Genomic DNA, 20,182 nt, shown 5'->3' with positions numbered 1-20,182 from the left:
TTATCCCCTTACCCAGGCTTTAATGGTGCCCAGGGTTTTACCCAGGCTGCGGCCATGTGGGCTGATGCGATACGCCCCGACCGCAGCCGGGACGATGAAGGTTTCCGCGTAATGCACCACAAAGGGAGCAAAATGGCCCTCAGGGCTTTCAATCACTGCCTCTTCCCCTTCCACCAGATTCAGCACGTTCACTCGCCCTTCGGTATGGTGTAACACCGGTTCACTGAACCAGTGACGGCGGGTTTCGATAAATTCGCGCTCGTGCAGGCCGGTTCGCTCTTCCTGCCAGCCTTGCCCTTCAGCAACCGGTTCAACGCGGTTGACCAGGTGCTCCGTTGCCCAGTCGGTGTCGCATTGCCAGTTGATCACCTGCTCACCGTGCTGCAAATGCACCGGACGCGGCAGGCCATCTAATCCCACACGGCCCCAGTCCCACAGTTTGAAGGTGAAAATGTACGGCGTAGCGCTGATCTCCAGCACCATGGTACCCGCACCTGAGCAGTGCACCGTCCCAGCTGGGATCAGGAAGTGATCGTGTTTACGCGCCGGGAAGCGGTTCACAAAACGGCGATCGTCGAACGCCTTTTCGCCCCTTTGGGAGGCCGCCAGATCGGCCATCATCGCCTGCGGATCGGTACCGTTTTTCATCCCCAGATACACTTCGGCGCCTTGCTCTGCCGCCAGAATGTAATAGCTTTCATCCTGGGTGTAATGCATGCCGAAATGCTGTTGGATGTATTCCGTCAGCGGGTGCACCTGGAAGCTGAGGTTTTGCCCGCCGACGGTATCCAGCAGGTCAAAACGGATCGGGAATTCGGCGCCGAAACGGGCGTGTACGCGCTCGCCCAGCAGGGGCCTCGGGTATAACAGCACCAAATCCTGTGAGGGGATCTCGACCCGAACGTCACCAAAACGCATTAGCAGGCTGTTTTCCTCGGGCACGCAGTCAAAACACCACGCGTAGTTGGCTGCCGTCGGGTCGAGATCGAACTGTTGCTTCATCCATTGACCGCCCCAAATACCGGGGTCAAAAAAGGGCACGACGCGGAATGGACGTTGGGTGACCTGCTGCAATCCAGCGTGGAATGCCTCGCCACTCACGGCCTTGGGCTTACCTGCCTGGTTGGTGTCCAACACCAGGTCAGCACGCTGCAACAACGGGGTTTTATGGCGATCGAACACCCGCCATTCCACAAAAAAGGCCCGCTTGTAACGGCGCAACACGTCTTCGTCCACATTGGTGACGCCCCAGTTGCCCAGTTCACCACGGCGAAAACGCTGCTGGATTTCCCAGCGAGCCATGTCGGCATACACCAGCACATCGCCCTCGGCGATCAACGCCGCGCCCGGTCCATAAATCACTACCAGGCCACTGTCGACGCTCGCAATTTGATCGCGTAGCTGCTGCACGCGCTCATCATCAAAAAATTCAGGCAGTTGATGGCATGACAGCACGCCAAAAACGCGGTCATCGGTTAAGTTGCGTTCAATCATCGCGTGAATATGCGATTCATCATATTTGGCCAATTCGGCGTTGATACTGCTGGCGGGCTTCAGCGGATGGATAAGATTCTCGCTCAGTTCTGCCAAATTCACCCCAGGGTAGCAATCCACCACCAACAGGGTTTTGCGTAACCCGAGGGCGGCAACCTTGCGGCTGACTGCCTCGACCACCGCCGGCCAACCTTGCCAGGCGGCATGATCAAAGCCCTGAACCGCCACTTCCGGGTGTTTGTCATAGCTTGTTGCGTTGCGCTGTTGCTCTGTCATATCCTTCTGCCTATGCACTGAATAGATAGAAAAAGATTAATCGATTAACCCCATAACAAACAGGCTGATTAACGAGATTAACCTCATATAACGGATAATAACCTGCTAAAAAGCTTATAAATCGCGATCGTCGTCACACTCTATTTAACGAAATCACACAGAAAAAGGTTAATCGATATACCTTGATGTAAAAGCCAGTATCGACAGGAGATGAAATGAGCACCATAACCTTGGCGGATGTCGCCGCATACGCAAAAGTCTCCACCGCTACGGTTTCGATGGTATTGCGCAACCGTGGCCGCATATCGGATGAAACACGCAAGCGTGTGCTGAGCGCCATCGATCATCTGGGCTACGTTTACAATCAGACCGCGGCAAACCTGCGCAATCGCAGCAGCAATCAGGTCGGCCTGCTGCTACATGACATCACCAACCCTTTTTACGCCGAGATGACCGCCGGGTTGAGTCAGGAAATGGAACGCCATCAACTGATGCTGTTTCTGGCCAACAGCGAAGAATCGGCCGACAGGCAACAAAAATTTGTCGACTCGCTGCTGCAAAACAGCGCCAGCGGTATGGTGCTGTGTGCCGCCCGACAAACGCCGAGCCTGTTTTTTGAAACGCTGAAACGCCGCAAGATCCCGGCCATCATGGTGGTCAGGCCGGTGGCTGATGCGCACTTTGACTTTGTCGGCACAGATAACTTCCTTGGCACACAGTTGGCAACCCAGCATCTGTTGGATCTTGGCCATCGCAATATTGCTTTCATCGGAGGATCCATCAACTCCACCACCCGCGCGCAGCGGTTGGGGGGTTACACCAGCAAGCTGCTGGAACGGGGGATTGTGGTCAAGGGCGAATGGATCGTCGACAGCGAGGCCAGCCAAAGCTCCGGCGCCAAGGCTGCAGAGCAGTTGCTGATGGCCCATCCGGAAATCACGGCGGCGTTATGCTATCAGGACATTGTCGCGTTGGGTGTGATGCAGACATTACGCAAACTCGAGCGCCAGATTGGCCGTGATTTCGCGCTGATAGGGTTTGATGATATTACCGAAGCGTCGCTGGTGCAGCCGGGTTTGACCACCGTATCGGTGGCCTCCCGCGAGATCGGCCGCAAGGCGGGGGAACTGCTGTATAGCCGCATTCAAGGCAATGATGAACCGCCAAAACGCATCATCCTGCCGCCTTCGCTGGTGATCCGCCAATCCTGCGGCTTTGCCGATCAATCTACGCCAGCCTGAGGCCGGCGTAGAGCCTTTAGCCAACCTGCACCGACAGCATACTCAGTGCGCTCATCTCGATGCCCTCCACCGGAAGGGTTATCGCCTCTTTGCCGTCCCAACTGCCCAGTACGTATAACAGCGGCAGGTAGTGTTCCGGCGTCGGGTTAGACAGCGCTGCGCCTTCGTGCTGCATAAAATTGACCAGCGGGTGGTTATCTCCCTGATAATTCAGGTTATCACGCACAAACCGGTCAAACGAAGTGGCCCACGGATAAGGGGTGGCGTCCCCCTGCCATTTTACCATCCGCAGGTTATGCACCACGTTGCCGCTGGCGACGATCATCACCCCCTGGTCACGCAACACCGCCAGTTTACGGCCCAGTTCATAATGGTATTCCGCCGGTTTGGTGCCGTCGATGCTGAGCTGCACGATCGGAATATCCGCCTCGGGATACATTTTGATCAACACGCCCCAGGTGCCGTGGTCCAGGCCCCATTCGCTGTCGTCTGCCGTGACAGTAATCGGCGCCAACACTTGCTGGATCTGCGCCGCCAGCTCAGGGGATCCTGGCGCCGGATACCGGGTATCGAACAGCGCCTGCGGGAAACCGCCAAAGTCATGGATGGTTCTTGGTTTTTCCATCGCGGTCACCGCGGTGCCACGGGTGTACCAGTGAGCAGAAACGGCAATGATGGCCTTCGGGCGCGGCAGCGTTTCACCCAGATGACGCCAGGCCTGGGTATAGCGGTTTTCTTCCAGCGCGTTCATCGGGCTACCGTGGCCGAGAAAAAGTGCAGGCATACGAGAGCTGTTCATACAAGATCCTTGGTCAGTCGCAAACATGATGGGGACTAGACTACGCCGTTTGCCACGGCGACACAGCCGGATAACCGTGATGATGATCTTCAATAAATTTGAACGGTTAAAACGATAGAAACAATCAGCCAAATCCACTCGATTTATGCCTTTACTCTGTTAGTATCAGAAAATAAACGATAATTTCAGCATAAAAGGAGACAACCATGTCCGTACCGCTGCTCCTGACCTTGCTGGCCGGCGGCGCCACCTTTGTCGGCGCCCTGTTCGGCATTATTGGCCAGAAGCCTTCCAACCGAATGCTGGCTTTTGCTCTTGGATTTGCCGCTGGGATTATGCTGCTGATATCGCTGATGGAAATGCTGCCCGCGGCGCTGCACACCGTCGGCATGTCGCCGATGATGGGTTACGGCATGTTCATGCTTGGGCTGCTGGGGTATTTCGCGCTGGACCGCATGCTGCCGCACCAGCACCCGCAGGATCTGATGCAGCAACCGCTGAAACCGCACAACCTGAAGCGCACCGCGGTGCTGTTGACGCTGGGCATCAGCCTGCACAACTTCCCGGAAGGCATCGCTACCTTCGTCACCGCCAGCGCCGACCTGGAACTGGGCATGGGCATTGCGTTGGCCGTGGCTATCCACAATATTCCTGAAGGTCTGGCGGTGGCTGGCCCGGTGTATGCCGCAACCGGCTCCAAGACCAAAGCCCTGCTGTGGTCCGGTATTTCCGGCATGGCGGAGATTCTCGGCGGCGTATTGGCGTTCCTGCTGCTTGGCCCGATGATTTCGCCGGTGGTAATGGCGTCGATTATGGCGGCGGTTGCCGGCATCATGGTGGCGCTGTCGGTTGATGAACTGATGCCGTTGGCGAAAGAAATCGATCCGCACAATAACCCGAGCTACGGCGTGCTGTGTGGGATGGCGGTGATGGGATTCAGCCTGACGCTGTTGCAAAGCGGCGGCATAGGTTAACGGTTTTCAGCCACAAAAAAAGCCGCATTACGCGGCTTTTTTCATCGTCAGAAAGTCAGTTCGTTATCAGCTGGCTTTCTTTTCGTGAGCCTGGCGGTAAGCCACCAGATCTTCGATGGTCAATACGGTCATATCATGCTGTTTGGCAAACACGATCACTTCCGGCGCATGCGCCATGCTGCCATCGTCGTTAGTCAGTTCACACAGCACACCGGCAGGTTTGAAACCGGCCATAGAGACCAGATCGATAGTCGCTTCAGTGTGACCACGACGGCTCAGCACGCCACCTGGCTGCGCGCGCAGCGGGAAAACGTGCCCAGGACGATTCAGATCGCTTGGCTTGGCGTTATCGGCCACGGCCGCACGGATAGTGGTCAGGCGATCGGAAGCGGACACGCCGGTGGTCACGCCCTGCGCCGCTTCGATAGTCACGGTGAAGGCCGTCTGGAACTGGCTGGAGTTGTTGGTCACCATCATCGGCAGTTCGAGCTGCTGACGACGTTCTTCGGTGAGACACAGACACACAATACCGCTGCCGTGGCGAATGGTCAGTGCCATCTGCTCAACGGTCATGGTTTCTGCGGCGAAGATCATATCACCTTCGTTTTCACGATTTTCATCATCGAGCACCATTACACCGCGGCCATTGCGCAATGCTTCAATAGCTCGCTCTACGCGTTCTACCGGCGTGCCGAAATCTGAAAGTAGGGTCTGATTCATGGTAAAAAACCTCATTAAAAAATTATGGATTACCAGAACCAGGGCGATCTTGAGGAGTAGCTAGCAATAGCTAAAAAAATAACGCAAGCGGGCGCAAACCCGGCAGATACCGTTACTCTCTCCCATCCGGACTATAACCGTCGGCCCCGGAATTACACCGGATCTGCTGACCTCTAACCAAGCTGCAAGAGACTGGCTGAGCGCTCGCGGGCTTTCACCGTAGAAGGTGATTTACCGCCGGTGGGGACTTGCACCCCGCCCTGAGAATAAGCTTCTCGACTATAACGCTAATGATTAATCAGGGCAATTGGCAAAAGCACAATTCGGCCAATCACAGGGAATGCGGTTATTAGTTTATCCGGCGGGCAACTCGCATTACACTAGACGACAGCTATTAAACTCTGAAAGGGATACGCCATGATTGACCCGAAAAAAATTGAACAGATCGCACGCCAGGTGCATGAATCCATGCCTAAAGGCGTACGTGAATTCGGGGAAGACGTTGAGAAAAAAATCCGTCAGGTGCTGCAGTCGCAGCTTACCCGTCTGGATTTGGTCAACCGCGAAGAGTTCGACGTTCAGACACAGGTGCTGCTGCGCACCCGTGAAAAGCTGGCGTTGCTGGAACAACGCATGAACGAGTTGGAAAGCAAGCTGAACGCAGCACCAGCCGCACAACAGCCAGACGCAGAATAGTTACCGCTAAGGGCGCGGCATCGCGCCCTTACTGCCGTTTTAACGCCGCCTTCGGCCTGCGCGGCAACACCAGCCAAATCAACGCGAACATCCCCAGCGCATACAGGCTTTTCCAGCCGATAATGACCATCAGCAGCAAACACAGCCCCAGCCCTACCGCCGCCATTAACCGCGAACGTCCGTGCAAAATTCGACAGCCCGCCAGCATACACAGCAGGTAGATCAGCACAAAGATGCCATTGGCATACACCAACAGCATATCCAACGGCAGTTTCAGCGTATAAATCAGCAGGGTAAACAGCAGGCAACAGCCCACCACCGCGCTTAATGCATTGACCGGTGCCTGTCCGGCGGACAGTTTAGCCAACGCGCTGGCTGGCCGATCCTGCGCCTGCGACCACACCAGCCGGGCGAAGCTTTGGGTATAGATATTCACGCTGGCAAAGCAAGCCAGATAACCTATGACGCAGGCTACCCACAACGCATGTTGCCCAAACAGTTGCACCACGATACCCGGCAACGACGCGGCCGCCGCCTGATGTTCACCGTACGCGTGAAAGTGCAACACCGCCACGGTACAACCCCAGTACACCGCCCCGGCGACCAGCAGGCCAAACAGCAGGGCACGCGGGAAATCGCGCTCAGGGTTGCGGAACTCGGTTGCCAGATGCGCAAAGGCTTCCAAACCGACAAAGCACCAGAACATCACCGCCAACGCGTGGAACAAATTAGGGGGAGATATTTCGTCGAGTGCTGGCCAGGGGATTTGAGCAGGAGAGATGCCGCCACGCCACCAAATTGCGGCGACCAGCGCCACCACCAGCATGGCGATCAGCGTTTGAATATTGGCGCTGGAACCGGCGCTGCGCGTACCCAGCAGCCAAATCACCATCAGAGTGGCTATTTGCACCAGCAGCAGGCCATTGGCGCTCCAGCCGAACGCGGCCTGCCAAAAACCGGCGGCTATCTGTAACGCCGCGGGCAAGCCCACCGGGATCACCGACAAAAACAGCCAGCCGGTCACTTTCGCCATACGCGGGCCAAAAGCCAGCCCGACAAAATGCGCGGCACCACCGGCGCTGGGGAAATGCCGGCCCAGAGCAGCAAAAGCGATGGCAATCGGGAACACCAGCGCAATCAATACCGGCCAGGCCCAAAGGCTATCGCCCTGCGCCACCTGGGCCGCCAGCGCAGGAACGGCGAACACCCCCGTTCCCAGCAATGAAGTGGACAATAGCCCAACGCCCTGCGCCAAACTCAATTCCTGCTTCAGTCCACTCACTGCCACCGCCGTTTTATCCGCCATACTTCAAGTTGCATCCGCGTCGGCTGCTTTTACTCACCCGATTACCGCCTTGATACCACTCGAATTATTTAGGCTAAAAAGAGTCTGTTAGCCACGCCCGTCTTTGATTGCCTTGATAATATTGGTGGTCGACAGGCCGTCTTCAAAGTTCAGTACCTTGACGTCGCCGCCGTTGGCCCAAACCTCGGCGCTGCCGGCAATATCTTCAGGTTTGTAGTCGCCGCCTTTCACCAGCAGATCCGGCAGGATATCGGCGATCAGGCGTTGCGGCGTGTCTTCTTCGAATGCCACAACCCAGTCCACCGCTTCCAACGCACCCAATACGATCATGCGGTTTTCCAGCGCGTTGACCGGACGGGTCTCGCCTTTCAGGCGCTTGGTGGAAGCGTCGCTGTTGACCGCCACAATCAGGCGGTCGCCCAGTTTGCGGGCATTCGCCAGATAGGAAACGTGACCGGCATGCAGAATGTCGAAGATACCGTTGGTCATCACCACTTTTTCACCGCGCTGACGTGCTTGCGCCACGGCGGTTTTCAACTGGGCTTCGGTCATGACGCCAAAGCCGGTTTCGGCACGGCCACGCACCGCATTTTCCAGCTCGATCGGGGAAACGGTAGAGGTCCCCAGTTTGCCCACCACCACGCCGGCAGCGGCATTGGCCAGGAAACAGGACTCTTCCAAGGTGTTACCGGCAGCCAACGCGGCGGCCAGCACGCCAATCACGGTATCGCCGGCGCCGGTAACGTCAAACACTTCCTGCGCCTGGGTTGGCAGGTGCAGTGGCGGAACGCCCAATTGCAGCAACGTCATGCCGTGTTCGGAACGGGTGACCAGCAGCGCGGAGAGCTCAAAGTCCGCCACCAGCTTCATGCCGCGTTCGACCAGCTCGGCTTCGTCTTTGCAGTGCCCTACGACCGCTTCGAACTCAGACAGGTTTGGCGTCAGCAGCGTCGCGCCGCGATAGCGCTCAAAATCGGAACCCTTTGGATCGATCAGCACCGGCACCTTGGCGGCCCGCGCCAGTTGGATCATGCTCTGTACCTGGCTCAGCGCACCTTTGGCGTAGTCAGACAGCACCAGCGCACCAATTTGCGGCAGCGCCTGCTGGATACGTTCCAGCATGGGTTGCGAATCGACGTTGGAGAACCCTTCTTCGAAGTCGAGACGGATCAGTTGCTGGTTGCGTGACAGCACGCGCAGCTTGGTGATGGTCGGATGCGTCGGTACCGAAACGAAATCACAGCGCACGTTCACTTCGTTCAGCTTGGCGCTCAGTGCACGCGCCGCGTCATCAATACCGGTCAAGCCCACCAGGCGTGAGTTGGCACCCAGCGAAGCGATATTCATCGCCACGTTTGCTGCACCGCCGGGACGCTCTTCAATGGTTTCAACCTTGACCACCGGCACCGGCGCTTCCGGTGAAATACGGCTGGTCGGCCCATACCAATAGCGATCCAACATGACGTCACCCACCACCAATACCCCGGCGCGGCGAAAATCAGGCAGTGTAACTTTCATCCGATAACTCCAAAAAAGTACAAAATTTTAGTGGCGCAGATATTACCACAGACGTCTGTAATAGCTGCAAAACGTATTGCGCAACCGGCCTGCCTAACCCAGCCACTTCGCCCAACTGGTGCGAACCTGTTCACGCTCGGCGGCAAATTGCCCCTTGGCGACCTTGCCGGAATGCTCCTGCAACGCCAGGTGGTGAATTTCATCGCGCATGGTGACGTAGGCCTGAGTGAGCGCCTGCGCCTCTTCTTCCGGCATGATGCCGTAATTTGCCATCAACTCGAAAATGCGTACGTTATCAGACCAACGCGTCAGACGGGGCTCGGTGCTTGCATAGCCTAAGACCAGATACTGGGCAATAAATTCGATATCGGTGATACCGCCCTCGTCGGCTTTGATATCAAAGAGTTCACGCTGCTTGTTGCCGAGGTGATTACGCATTTTCTCGCGCATCTCGCGTACCTCCAGCCGCAGCGTTTCGCCGTCGCGTGGTTTGCACAAGATCTCACGGCGAATCGCGTCAAACTGCTGATGCAGCGCCGGATCGCCATGGACGATACGCGCCCGCACCAGTGCCTGGTGCTCCCAGGTCCAGGCCTCGTTCTGCTGATAATCGGCAAAGGCTTCGACCGTGCTGACCAACATGCCTGCTGCGCCCGAAGGCCGCAGGCGAGCGTCCACCTCGTACAAAATGCCGGAGGAGGTGCGGGTACTGAACAGGTGCATGACGCGCTGCGCCAAACGCAGATAAAACTGACGGCCGTCGATGCAGCGATCGCCGTCGGTCATCACGTCCGGTGGACAATCCAGAATAAACACCAGATCAAGATCGGAACTGTAGCCTAGCTCCCAACCGCCCAGTTTTCCGTAGCCAATCACGGCAAAACCGCGCCCTTCCCGCTCCTGCAAATGGGTCGGTTGACCATAGCGAGCCACCATGTCGTTCCATGCTTGCTGCACCACCGTATCGATAATGGCCTCGGCCAGGTAGGTGAGGTGATCGCTCACTTTCATCACCGGCAGCGCCCCAGAGATATCCCCGGCGGCGATGCGTAATTGCTGCGCCTGTTTGAATTGACGCAATGCCTCAAGTTTCTGCTCTTCGTCATCTTCCGGTACCCGCAACAGGTACTGGCGCAGTTCGCTGCGGTAAGCGTCCGGGGCTACCGGCTGATACAACGTCGCCGGATCCAGCAGTTCGTCCAGCAACAGCGGATAGCGCGACAGTTGGTTGGCGACCATCGGCGAAGCGGCGCACAGGCGAATCAGATGGCTGAGCGCCGCGTGGTATTCCACCAACAGCTCAAGGTAGGTGGTGCGCGTTACGATGCTCAACAGCAGCTGGGTCAACCGCAGCAGCGCCGTCGGCGCATCCTGACGCGGACACACTTCCGCCAGCAAACGCGGCATCAATTGATCAAGTACATCGCGACCGCGCGGGCCGATAGTACGTTTGTCGACGTCGTGACGAAACTCGGCGATGGTACGCAACATCTGCCTGCGCGCTTCTTCATCCAGATGTGGCGTCAACGGCGCCAGTTCGTGTTCTTCCAGTGCATCCTGCCACAGGCTGTGGTAGTGCTGATAATCGGGATCTTCGCCCACATCGGGACTATCGTCGCCAATCAGGTCGTTAAATACCGCTCTGACCGCCTGCATATGCTCGTCCAGCGCCGCGAGCAGCGTCGACCAGTCGTCGAACCCCATGCCCCAGGCCAAACGGGCCTGATCGAGCTCATCTTGTGGCAGCGTCTGCGTTTGTTGGTCGGCAATGGCCTGCAGCAGGTTTTCCAGCCGGCGCAGGAACAAGTAGCTGGCGCTCATCGCCTGTACCTGTTGCGGCTCCAGCAACCCCAGTTCCCCCACCGCCTGCAGCGTGGGCAGCAGCGATCGCCCCTGCAGTGCCGGCTCTCGCCCGCCGCGGATCAATTGGAATACCTGAGTGATAAATTCAATTTCGCGGATGCCGCCGGCACCCAGCTTGATGTTGTCTTTCAGCCCACGCCGCCGCACTTCGCGGGCGATCATGCCTTTCATATTGCGCAGCGACTGGATCACGCTGAAATCGATATAGCGACGAAAAACGAACGGCCGCAGGGTTTTGCGCAACTCTTCACTGTAGGCGTCTTCCGAACCGCCCATCAGCCGCGCTTTCACCATCGCGTAACGTTCCCAGTCGCGCCCCTGCTCCTGGTAATAGTCCTCCAGGGCGGCGAAGCTCATGACCAGCGGACCACTGTCGCCGAAGGGCCGCAGCCGCATATCCACACGATAAACAAAGCCGTCGATGGTTTGCTGATCCAGCGCCTTGATCAGCCGCTGCCCCAGACGGGTAAAGAACTGCGCGTTATCCAACTCGCGCCGTCCTCCCTGGGTCTGACCGTTTTCCGGGTAGGCAAAAATCAGGTCTATATCGGACGAGAAGTTCAGCTCGCCGCCGCCCAGCTTCCCCATGCCGAGGATCAGCAACGGCTGGGGTACGCCCTGGGCGTTGCACGGGGTGCCCCACTCACGGCAGCAGGTTTGATACAGCCAGTCGCGAGCGCTGACGATCAGCGTTTCCGCCAGCCCGCTCAGCTGCAACAGCGTCTCTTGCGTGCTGCACAGATTCTGCGCCTGCGCCCAGGCGATCCTCACCAGCGTCTCGCGGCGGAACAGACGTAACGCGCGCATCAGTTGCGCTTCGTCGCGCACATCTTCCAGCGTGTCTTGCAACCAGGCGGCGTAATGTTGCCACTCGTCCGCGACCGGTGGCTGTTTGCGCAACGTCTCCAGCCATTGCGGCTGACTGAGCAACATGTCGCAGACAAAATCGCTCGACGCCAAAACCCGCTGTTCCTGGCTGCTGAGCACGCAGTCCGCGCCCTGAGTTTCCTGAAAACGCTGCACGATGCTCTGTGCCTGAACCTGTAACCTGCTCGAGAGTGGCAACATAGTGAAGGATCCGTTCTGCGGCCTGCGCCTCGCAGGCCAGCTTTATTAGCGGAGCGCGCCGTTTAACCAGAATGGCGCATGCGATAAGGCCTGTTTGCGGCTGGATTCGTACCAGCCTTGACGACGTTCGGCCAGCGCCTGCTGCAGTTCGCGCCAGCTTTCGATATAAGGACCGGTTTCGTCATCGGGATAAGCACCGGACAGCAGGATAAATGCCGACACCTGACGGGTCAGGCGCGGCAACTGTTCCTCGTATTCATCCTCGTTCAACGTGCGCGTGAAGGCCTCTTTCAACTCGGCCGCGCTGCGTCCCAGCATAATGTCGCTGAAACGTTTGAATGAACCGTCGAGCTTGGTTTGCGCCTTGGCGTCGATAAAGGGTTTCCAGGCGCCGGTCACCAACCATGATGTGAGCGCTAACTTACACTGCAGGTATTCTGCGCTGTAACACAACACCTGCGGCTGAGTGCTCTTATCAATCAACAGCGGCTCCAGTGCGGTCAGGCGGGCGCGCAGATCGGCGCTGGCTTTGCGTGGTACCAGACCACCGAAGATCACCAGTGCCTGACGGATCAGCGCAATCGCCTCCATAACGGAGCGACGGGCCTGGGTATCACCGCGCAGCCACAGCTCTTCGTGATACTGCCAGTGGCTCAGGCCCAGTTCGAAACTGGCAACCATACCCTGTTCTACGCTGGATTTGGCCGCAGGCTTCAATACCGCCAGCGGGCGGCGCTCACGCGGAGCATTGCCCTGCGCCAGATGATAGCCGCGCGCCGCTTTGCTCAGGTTGCCCTGACGCAGGCCGCCGTGCATCGCCAATTCGTTGGCCAGCGCCAGCAGATCGTCGGTATTACCCGTTTTAAGCTCCAGCTCAATCTCGCACAGCGCTTCACTCAGCTCACCGGCGCTGACCTCGCCCTGGTCAAGCCCAACCTCAATCTCGCTCTTACCGTAAGTGACCACCCACTTCTCACGCACGAAGTCGGTGCGGAACAGGGGCTGCAACGCCTGCTGCAGCGCGTCGACATCACAGCCTTGCGGCCAGATATCCGCCGGGAACCGTTCCAACGCCAGCTCCGGCGTGGTGATAGCCACATTATATTCCGGGCGCTGATGCAAACCCGCCACCACCTTACCGGCGGTTTTGATGGTCATTTCATAACTGTCGTCGAAGCCGCGGATACGCAGCCCCATATCCTGACTGCGCAGGAAATTATCGGCGGTTTCGAAGTAGATATTGGTCAGTTTTTGCGGCGCGGAATGCTGATGAGGCCAGGCAGCCAACTGCTGCGGCAAAGCGGCAACCGCATCCGGGGTAGCAATAAATTTCAGTTCTATTTCAACGGTCATAAGTCTTTTACACCAATAAGTTACGCATTCGCGTCAGCCTTCACGGCGGCGGGCCTCGCCTGCCGCGCTCTGCCCGATGACGCACAGTTGCCGTTATCTTACCGCGATTCCCTGCACCTTAACCCTGCTAACTGCAGAAAAAACCTGTTACGTTATAAAACACTGCGCAACTCACAGAATCTGCCACAGTAAGATAGTTCTCATTCCGGTTTTTGCGTTGCGTCGTCAGACTGAACGCTCTACTATCGTTCCCATAAATTCACACAGAAACGATGAACTAATGCAGAAATTACGCCTAATTTGCCTTGCCGTGCTGAGCTTCAGCATCACTTGGGGCGCCCATGCCGAAGATAAACGCTATATCTCCGATGAATTGAATACTTACGTCCATAGCGGCCCGGGTAATCAGTACCGTATCGTCGGTACCCTGAACGCCGGTGAAGAAGTCACCCTGTTGAGCGTAAATGACAGCACCAACTATGGCCAGATCCGCGATGCGAAAGGCCGCACGACCTGGATCCCGCTCAATCAGCTGAGCCAGACGCCAAGCCTGCGCACCCAAGTGCCGGCGCTGGAGCAACAGGTAAAAACCCTGACCGACAAGCTGGCCAACATCGACAACAGCTGGAACCAGCGCACGGCAGAAATGCAGCAGAAAGTGGCCGGCAGCGACAGCACCATCAGCGGTCTGCAGCAGGAAAACCAGGATCTGAAAAATCAGCTGGTGGTCGCACAGAAAAAGGTTAACGCGGTTAATCTGCAGCTCGACGACAAACAGCGCACCATTATCCTGCAGTGGTTCATGTACGGCGGTGGCGTAGCCGGCGTAGGCCTGCTGCTTGGCTTGTTGTTGCCACACCTGATCCCGCGGCGCAAAAGCAATAACCGCTGGATGAACTGATTTCAGTCTCCTTCTGTTTGAGATCGGGCGCCTGCGGGGCGCCCTTTTTATTGGCTGCGGCACCGCCCGGCTAATTGAGGTAATCTGGTCAGCAGAGCCTTAAGATAAATTCAGGAGTTAACAGTGAAGACTTACCTGGTCGGCGGCGCCGTCCGCGACAGCCTGCTTGAGATACCGGTATTCGACCGCGACTGGGTGGTGGTGGGCGCCGCGCCGTCAGAGCTGATCGCGCTGGGATATCAACAGGTCGGTAAAGACTTCCCGGTGTTTCTTAATCCCAAGACCCATGAAGAATATGCGCTGGCGCGCACCGAGCGGAAATCCGGCCAGGGCTATACCGGTTTTACCTGTTACGCCGCGCCGGACGTGACGTTGGAACAGGATCTGCAGCGTCGGGATCTGACCATCAACGCCATCGCCCGCAGCGCCGACGGGGAGTTAATCGATCCTTTCAACGGCGTGGCCGACCTGCAAGCGCGGGTGTTACGCCATGTATCTGAAGCTTTTGGTGAAGATCCGTTGCGCGTGCTGCGCGTGGCGCGCTTTGCCGCCCGCTTCGCTCATCTGGGTTTTACCGTAGCCCCGGAAACCGCGGAGTTGATGCGTCAGATGGCGAACAGCGGCGAACTGGCGGCGCTGACCCCGGAACGGGTCTGGAAAGAAACCGAGAAGGCGCTGCAGAGCCAAAGCCCGCAGGTCTATTTCCAGGTGCTGCGCGACTGCGAGGCGCTCAGCGTACTGTTCCCGGAGATCGATGCTTTATTCGGCGTACCGGCCCCCGCCAAATGGCACCCGGAGATCGATACCGGCATTCACACGCTGATGACGCTGGCTATCGCCGCCCAACTCAGCCCCGAGGTCGACGTGCGCTTTTCGGCGCTGTGCCATGATTTGGGTAAAGGGCAGACACCAAAAGAGCTGTGGCCGCACCACCACGGCCATGGGCCTGCCGGTGTTGTGCTGGTAGAGGCCTTATGTCAGCGGTTGCGCGTGCCCAACCCGGTACGCGACCTGGCCAAACTGGTGGCCGAGTATCACGACCTGATCCACACCGTTAACAAACTGCGCCCGGAGACCCTGTTGAAACTGTTTGATGCGGTCGATGTCTGGCGCAAGCCTCAGCGGCTGGAGCAGATGATCCTCACCAGCGAAGCCGATGCTCGCGGCCGTACCGGATTTGAAAACAATCCCTACCCGCAGGGTGACTATCTGCGCCAGGCGTTTCAGGTGGCGAATGCCGTCTCGGTAAAAGAAGTGGTGGCCAGCGGCCTGCAAGGGCTGGCGATCCGCGATGAGCTCAAACGCCGTCGTCAACAGGCGTTGGCCGACTGGAAACAAACCCAGGATATTCTGAAAGACCAGGCATAAAAAAACCCCGCAGCGCGGGGTTTTTAATTGGCATGCCGCTTACATGAAGACCATGTAAACCACGGCGGCAACGATAAAACGATAGATGGCGAACGGCACAAACGAAATGCGTTTGATCAGCGACAGGAAGGTTTTTATCGCGATCAGCGCTACGACGAAAGCGGTAGCAAAACCGACGGCGAACATCGGTAAATCGCCCATCGTCAGGAAGTGCAGGCTCTTGTACAAGTCCAGCCCGCTGGCACCGATCATCATCGGCACCGCCAGAATGAAGGAGAACTCGGAGGCCGCATAACGGTTCACGCCCACCAGCATACCGCCGGCAATGGTCGAACCTGAACGGGAAAAGCCCGGCCACAGCGCCAGACACTGGAAGCAACCAATCATAAACGCTTGGCGGTAGGTGATGTCATCCAGCCCTTCAGCGCTCGGTTTTTTCGGCTTCAGCCATTCCGCCGCCAGCAACAGGAAACCACCGACCACCAACGCATACATCACGTTTTTCGGTGCGAACAGCGATTTGATGAAATCATGGAGCAACAGTCCCAGCACTACTGCGGGGATCATCGCCAGCAGGATATGGCCCAGTTTCAACCGGCCCGCCGTTTTGCCTTCGTGCTCAACCGGCTTACCGCCGAAATGAATGCCGATCAGCCCGAACAGACGGCGCCAGAACATCACCACCACCGCAAGAATCGACCCCAACTGAATGATCACTTCAAAGGTTTTGGCCTTATCGCCGGTAAAACCCAGCCACTCGCCAACGATGATCATGTGCCCGGTAGAAGATACCGGCAAAAATTCAGTTAACCCTTCAACCACCCCAAGAACAAACGCAATAAACAGTGAATGCATGTCCGCCATGTGCTTCGATCACCCCATAAATTTACGGCTATAAACATAAAAAAGCGGCAGTGCTCAATACATTGCCGCTAAAACAATTCTCAGGTTCAGACCAGGTTAACGGCCTTTAGTTGCACCTGTATGACAGAACATCACACCGGACGGGTACCACGCTCAATAATCACCCCAACCCGGCTGGCATGTGCAACAGCGCCCGGTTTGCTGACCTTAATACGGACCCAGGGGGAATTGAAGCGCTGGAGCAATATTTCAGATATTTCCTCTGCCACCCGCTCCACCAACGCAAAGCGATTTGGCTCCACGTGCTGGATGATGGCTTCACTGATATCGGCATAGCTCAGACAGTCGTTCACGTCGTCGCTGGCAGCTGCCTGGCGGTTGTCCCAGCCCATTTCGATATCGAACACCAGCTTCTGGCGAATGTTTTGTTCCCAGTCATAAACGCCAATGGTGGTGATTACGGTAAGTTCTTCTATAAATACGATATCCATCACGTCATTCTCTGTTTTTGGCCTTGCCGGATACCACTTCCAGCGGAATATGCGTATTATCCCTTTATGTTGCGAGTAAAACGACCCTTATTAAACGGAACCGCGTTATGAGTGCTACCGCGCTTGGCATGATTATCTTCGCGTATCTGTGTGGCTCAATTTCCAGTGCGATCCTGGTTTGTCGGATCGCCAGGCTGCCCGATCCGCGTGAACATGGCTCAGGGAATCCAGGGGCTACCAACGTCCTGCGCATCGGCGGTCGCCTGGCGGCGGCGGCGGTGCTGGTTTTCGATATTCTCAAAGGAATGCTGCCGGTCTGGCTGGCATACAAGCTTAATGTCCCGCCGCTGTACCTGGGGCTGACGGCAATTGCCGCCTGCGTTGGGCACATCTATCCGGTGTTCTTCCATTTCCGTGGCGGCAAGGGCGTGGCAACGGCATTTGGTGCCATAGCACCGATAGGCTGGGATCTGACCGGTCTGATGACCGGTACCTGGTTGCTGACCGTGTTGCTCAGCGGTTACTCTTCGCTGGGCGCGATTGTCAGCGCGCTGATTGCCCCCTTCTACGTTTGGTGGTTCAAACCGCAGTTCACCTTCCCGGTAGCCATGCTGTCATGCCTGATCCTGATGCGGCACCACGACAACATTCAGCGCCTTTGGCGTGGGCAGGAAGGAAAAATTTGGGGCAAATTCCGCAAGAAAAAGCCTGAAGCGGTTGAGCAGGAAACCAAAAAAGAAGAGTAATTCATAACGCCAGGGGCAGGTCAGCCTGCCCCGAATTAGCCCGGGTTCTGTTCCCCTCGTTGCCCGTTTTTTTGAGTTATCACTCTATCGTCGTGAATATATTGCGTTTTCCCGCCAGGGTAACGCCTCTGCTGTAATAATATCCCTCTTTCAAAATCGCATGAATTGCCAAATGGCCCCATCGCTAATGATTATCATTAGCGACAATTAAATATTGTCATTCCCTAAAGATGGATCATCAATAAAATGCCTATGAAGACTATTCGGCGCCTGATAATAAAACAGCCTAACCTTTTTATGCTGCTGGCAGGAATATGTACCAGTTCATTGGCTTATGCCGCAGGGGAAAACGAAAGTGTCATTACCGTTTACGGCGAGGGAAATACGGCAGAAGAAGCCATAGGATCCAATGGAACCTATGCCGCCAAACAAAGCGTTACGGCAACAAAAACCAGCACCCCATTAATCAAAACTCCTCAGTCTATTTCCGTTATTACGCAAGAAGAATTACAAACCAAACGCCCAGCCACCATTAAAAATGCGCTCAACTATACGCCGGGTGTAATGACAGGCAACAGCGGCAGTTCGAGCATATTTGATAGCGTCATGATCCGGGGATTCAATAACGTCAGCCAGAATATCTATTTGGACGGTTTGAAATTACAAGGGGATATGTATGCCGACAGCAAAGTGGATCCGTATTTTTTACAGCGGGTAGAAGTTTTGCGTGGCCCGGCCTCGGTGCTGTATGGCAAAAGTAACCCCGGCGGCGTTATTTCCAGCGTCAGCAAGCGTCCACAAAAGCAGCCATTGCATGAATTACAACTGCAGGCCGGCAACCATCACGAATGGAAAACCCAATTCGATTTCAGCGACGCTCTTGATGATGAAGAAGCATTGGCTTACCGCTTAACCGGTAATTATTACGAAGCGCACAGCCAGCAAAAGGGCGAGCGCGAAAAACGCTATGCCATTGCGCCTTCTTTGCTTTGGCAGCCGTCGGATAAAACCTCGCTGTTGTTTCAGCTGTCTTTGCAAAACGAACCACGCACCGGTTATTACGGCTGGCTGCCGAGCGAAGGAACTTTGACTTCCGGCGAATTCGGCAAATTGTCTCCTTCGTTTAACGAGGGCGAGCCCAGCTATAACCGTTTCGAACGCCAGCAGCGCACGGTGGGCTATCAGCTTGATCATGCCTTCAACGATACCTGGTCCTTCCATCAGGCCGTCCGCTATCAGCATACCAAGGTCAACTGGCGCAGCATCTATGGCAACGGCCTGTGCAACCCAATGACCTGCATGGGAGTGGCACCCCAGCAATACGGCACCACCTTGTCCCGCGCAACCATGGTCAGCGACGAGAGATTGAATGGGTTAACCACGGATACTCGGCTGGAAGGGAAATTGAACGCCGGCAGTTGGCGCCACACCCTGTTGATGGGGATCGACTATTCGCAGCTGCGCAACGATCTGCAAAACAAGATGGGCTCTGCCGCGCCGCTAAATCTGGTGAACCCGCAGTATGGCAACCATGATGTGCTTTATTTTGGCGACACCCATACGATTAACAAAAACCACCAGTTAGGCACTTATCTGCAGGATCAGGCCGAATGGCAGAACTGGGTATTCACGCTGGGCGGCCGCTTTGACCACAGCGTCGTAAAAACCCATGAAAGCAGTAATATGACGGGCGCGGAATCCTCATCCAGCATCACGGATAATGAATTCACCTGGCGTGGCGGCGTTAACTATGTCTTCAATAACGGCATCGCACCTTACGTGAGCTATAGCGAGTCATTTGAACCCAATAGCGGCAACAGTTTATCAGGCCAGGCTTTCAAACCTTCCCGAGGGAAGCAATATGAAGCAGGGATTAAATTCATCCCTGATAACGCACCGGTTTCTGCCTCTATCGCCGCATTCCAACTGACCAAAGACAATAATTTACGCCGTGATGCCCTTAACCCTTATTACAATGTGCAGGAAGGCAAAATCCGCTCTCGCGGGATTGAAATTGAAGGTAAGGCCGCACTCACCTATAACCTTAATTTAATCGCAAGCTATACCTATACCCATGCTGAGTTCCGCGATAACTCCGGTAATAATGGCCATACTCCAGCCATGGTGCCTAAACATATGGCTAATTTGTGGACCGATTACACCTTTAATCAAGGCTGGCTAAATGGGCTGAGCCTCGGCGGTGGCGCACGTTATGTGTCAAGCACCCCGGGTGACGATGGGAATAATTTCAAAGTCCCGAGCTATACGGTTTTTGACACCGCCATAAAATATCAACTGGATGATATCCCCGGACTGGAAAACGCAGAAATTGCTTTAAACGTAAATAATCTTTTTGATAAGCACTATGTTTCCTCTTGCTTTACCAACAATACCTGTTCATGGGGTGCGGAACGGCAAATCCTCACCACATTAACATTGCATTGGTAATAACAAATATTACAGTCCTATTCTTCCGAAATTATATTGAGCTACATGTCGTGCTT

Annotated in this window: 16 protein-coding genes and 1 riboswitch; of the genes, 7 read left to right on the top strand and 9 right to left on the bottom strand. The window is 56.1% G+C overall.

Going from position 1 to position 20,182, the window contains the following annotated elements:
- Positions 1–1,770: a class I mannose-6-phosphate isomerase gene (locus ACMGG1_RS02360; RefSeq protein WP_414161134.1), complete on the bottom strand. Its 1,770-nt coding sequence runs from the start codon at positions 1,768–1,770 to the stop codon at positions 1–3.
- A gap of 215 nt (positions 1,771–1,985) precedes the next feature.
- Between ACMGG1_RS02360 and ACMGG1_RS02355 the strand changes: the two genes are divergently transcribed.
- Positions 1,986–3,011 carry a LacI family DNA-binding transcriptional regulator gene (locus ACMGG1_RS02355; RefSeq protein WP_044553550.1) on the top strand — a complete coding sequence of 342 codons (1,026 nt, stop codon included), beginning with the start codon at positions 1,986–1,988 and terminating at the stop codon, positions 3,009–3,011.
- Positions 3,012–3,027: 16 nt separating this feature from the next.
- On the opposite strand, the gene ygiD is transcribed toward ACMGG1_RS02355, so the two are convergent.
- Positions 3,028–3,810 (bottom strand): 4,5-DOPA dioxygenase extradiol, encoded by a 783-nt coding sequence (gene ygiD / locus ACMGG1_RS02350; protein WP_020828707.1) that lies wholly within the window; start codon positions 3,808–3,810, stop codon positions 3,028–3,030.
- 206 nt (positions 3,811–4,016) lie between these two features.
- Here ygiD and zupT point away from each other — a divergent pair, with 206 nt between their 5' ends.
- Positions 4,017–4,784 carry a zinc transporter ZupT gene (zupT, locus tag ACMGG1_RS02345; protein WP_020828708.1) on the top strand — a complete coding sequence of 256 codons (768 nt, stop codon included), beginning with the start codon at positions 4,017–4,019 and terminating at the stop codon, positions 4,782–4,784.
- 66 nt (positions 4,785–4,850) lie between these two features.
- Here the strand turns inward: zupT and ribB are convergent, their stop codons facing one another.
- Positions 4,851–5,504, bottom strand: a complete 654-nt coding sequence (ribB, locus tag ACMGG1_RS02340; RefSeq protein WP_020828709.1) for a 3,4-dihydroxy-2-butanone-4-phosphate synthase — start codon at positions 5,502–5,504, stop codon at positions 4,851–4,853.
- A 110-nt stretch (positions 5,505–5,614) separates the two neighbouring features.
- A riboswitch (FMN riboswitch) is annotated at positions 5,615–5,776 on the bottom strand.
- A gap of 145 nt (positions 5,777–5,921) precedes the next feature.
- Here ribB and ubiK point away from each other — a divergent pair.
- Entirely contained in the window at positions 5,922–6,200 is a 279-nt protein-coding gene (ubiK, locus tag ACMGG1_RS02335; RefSeq protein ID WP_006328184.1) for a ubiquinone biosynthesis accessory factor UbiK, read from the top strand.
- Between the two features lie 28 nt (positions 6,201–6,228).
- Here ubiK and yjeH read toward each other — a convergent pair whose 3' ends face one another.
- The 4 genes from yjeH to ACMGG1_RS02315 form a co-directional block, all read right to left on the bottom strand.
- Positions 6,229–7,482: an L-methionine/branched-chain amino acid transporter gene (gene yjeH, locus ACMGG1_RS02330; protein ID WP_414161442.1), complete on the bottom strand. Its 1,254-nt coding sequence runs from the start codon at positions 7,480–7,482 to the stop codon at positions 6,229–6,231.
- 111 nt (positions 7,483–7,593) lie between these two features.
- The gene (hldE, locus tag ACMGG1_RS02325) at positions 7,594–9,024 is read right to left on the bottom strand and encodes a bifunctional D-glycero-beta-D-manno-heptose-7-phosphate kinase/D-glycero-beta-D-manno-heptose 1-phosphate adenylyltransferase HldE (protein ID WP_020828712.1); all 1,431 of its coding nucleotides are present in this window, start codon (positions 9,022–9,024) and stop codon (positions 7,594–7,596) included.
- A gap of 93 nt (positions 9,025–9,117) precedes the next feature.
- Positions 9,118–11,955: a bifunctional [glutamate--ammonia ligase]-adenylyl-L-tyrosine phosphorylase/[glutamate--ammonia-ligase] adenylyltransferase gene (gene glnE, locus ACMGG1_RS02320; protein ID WP_129941649.1), complete on the bottom strand. Its 2,838-nt coding sequence runs from the start codon at positions 11,953–11,955 to the stop codon at positions 9,118–9,120.
- Positions 11,956–12,000: 45 nt separating this feature from the next.
- A complete protein-coding gene (locus ACMGG1_RS02315; protein ID WP_048759828.1) occupies positions 12,001–13,308 on the bottom strand; it encodes an inorganic triphosphatase in 1,308 nt (435 codons plus the stop codon).
- 280 nt (positions 13,309–13,588) lie between these two features.
- Between ACMGG1_RS02315 and ACMGG1_RS02310 the strand changes: the two genes are divergently transcribed.
- Both ACMGG1_RS02310 and ACMGG1_RS02305 read left to right on the top strand, forming a co-directional pair.
- Positions 13,589–14,209, top strand: coding sequence for a TIGR04211 family SH3 domain-containing protein (locus tag ACMGG1_RS02310; protein ID WP_020828715.1), 621 nt, complete (start codon positions 13,589–13,591; stop codon positions 14,207–14,209).
- Between the two features lie 123 nt (positions 14,210–14,332).
- Positions 14,333–15,577 carry a multifunctional CCA addition/repair protein gene (locus ACMGG1_RS02305; RefSeq protein WP_130016999.1) on the top strand — a complete coding sequence of 415 codons (1,245 nt, stop codon included), beginning with the start codon at positions 14,333–14,335 and terminating at the stop codon, positions 15,575–15,577.
- A 39-nt stretch (positions 15,578–15,616) separates the two neighbouring features.
- On the opposite strand, the gene bacA is transcribed toward ACMGG1_RS02305, so the two are convergent.
- Both bacA and folB read right to left on the bottom strand, forming a co-directional pair.
- Complete coding sequence (gene bacA / locus ACMGG1_RS02300; RefSeq protein ID WP_004948342.1) at positions 15,617–16,441, bottom strand: undecaprenyl-diphosphate phosphatase; 825 nt, start codon at positions 16,439–16,441, stop codon at positions 15,617–15,619.
- A gap of 131 nt (positions 16,442–16,572) precedes the next feature.
- Positions 16,573–16,932 (bottom strand): bifunctional dihydroneopterin aldolase/7,8-dihydroneopterin epimerase, encoded by a 360-nt coding sequence (folB, locus tag ACMGG1_RS02295; RefSeq protein ID WP_006320572.1) that lies wholly within the window; start codon positions 16,930–16,932, stop codon positions 16,573–16,575.
- 107 nt (positions 16,933–17,039) lie between these two features.
- Here folB and plsY point away from each other — a divergent pair, with 107 nt between their 5' ends.
- Positions 17,040–17,678 carry a glycerol-3-phosphate 1-O-acyltransferase PlsY gene (gene plsY, locus ACMGG1_RS02290; RefSeq protein WP_046372586.1) on the top strand — a complete coding sequence of 213 codons (639 nt, stop codon included), beginning with the start codon at positions 17,040–17,042 and terminating at the stop codon, positions 17,676–17,678.
- A gap of 252 nt (positions 17,679–17,930) precedes the next feature.
- Complete coding sequence (gene fhuA / locus ACMGG1_RS02285; RefSeq protein WP_116691780.1) at positions 17,931–20,126, top strand: ferrichrome porin FhuA; 2,196 nt, start codon at positions 17,931–17,933, stop codon at positions 20,124–20,126.
- Positions 20,127–20,182 lie beyond the last annotated feature (56 nt).

Origin of the sequence: Serratia sp. BNK-12 (assembly GCF_047456085.1) — a bacterium.
Taxonomy (GTDB): domain Bacteria; phylum Pseudomonadota; class Gammaproteobacteria; order Enterobacterales; family Enterobacteriaceae; genus Serratia; species Serratia liquefaciens.
The sequence above is the reverse complement of the archived record's forward strand: the minus strand, read 5'-3'. Positions and strand labels throughout refer to the sequence as shown.

What these genes read in the sequence shown, in the direction of transcription:
- ACMGG1_RS02360 (WP_414161134.1), bottom strand. Translation starts at nt 1,770, where the DNA reads ATGACAGAGCAACAGCGCAACGCAACAAGCTATGACAAACACCCGGAA.
- ACMGG1_RS02355 (WP_044553550.1), top strand. Translation starts at nt 1,986, where the DNA reads ATGAGCACCATAACCTTGGCGGATGTCGCCGCATACGCAAAAGTCTCC.
- ygiD (WP_020828707.1), bottom strand. Translation starts at nt 3,810, where the DNA reads ATGAACAGCTCTCGTATGCCTGCACTTTTTCTCGGCCACGGTAGCCCG.
- zupT (WP_020828708.1), top strand. Translation starts at nt 4,017, where the DNA reads ATGTCCGTACCGCTGCTCCTGACCTTGCTGGCCGGCGGCGCCACCTTT.
- ribB (WP_020828709.1), bottom strand. Translation starts at nt 5,504, where the DNA reads ATGAATCAGACCCTACTTTCAGATTTCGGCACGCCGGTAGAACGCGTA.
- ubiK (WP_006328184.1), top strand. Translation starts at nt 5,922, where the DNA reads ATGATTGACCCGAAAAAAATTGAACAGATCGCACGCCAGGTGCATGAA.
- hldE (WP_020828712.1), bottom strand. Translation starts at nt 9,024, where the DNA reads ATGAAAGTTACACTGCCTGATTTTCGCCGCGCCGGGGTATTGGTGGTG.
- glnE (WP_129941649.1), bottom strand. Translation starts at nt 11,955, where the DNA reads ATGTTGCCACTCTCGAGCAGGTTACAGGTTCAGGCACAGAGCATCGTG.
- ACMGG1_RS02315 (WP_048759828.1), bottom strand. Translation starts at nt 13,308, where the DNA reads ATGACCGTTGAAATAGAACTGAAATTTATTGCTACCCCGGATGCGGTT.
- ACMGG1_RS02310 (WP_020828715.1), top strand. Translation starts at nt 13,589, where the DNA reads ATGCAGAAATTACGCCTAATTTGCCTTGCCGTGCTGAGCTTCAGCATC.
- bacA (WP_004948342.1), bottom strand. Translation starts at nt 16,441, where the DNA reads ATGGCGGACATGCATTCACTGTTTATTGCGTTTGTTCTTGGGGTGGTT.
- folB (WP_006320572.1), bottom strand. Translation starts at nt 16,932, where the DNA reads ATGGATATCGTATTTATAGAAGAACTTACCGTAATCACCACCATTGGC.
- plsY (WP_046372586.1), top strand. Translation starts at nt 17,040, where the DNA reads ATGAGTGCTACCGCGCTTGGCATGATTATCTTCGCGTATCTGTGTGGC.
- fhuA (WP_116691780.1), top strand. Translation starts at nt 17,931, where the DNA reads ATGAAGACTATTCGGCGCCTGATAATAAAACAGCCTAACCTTTTTATG.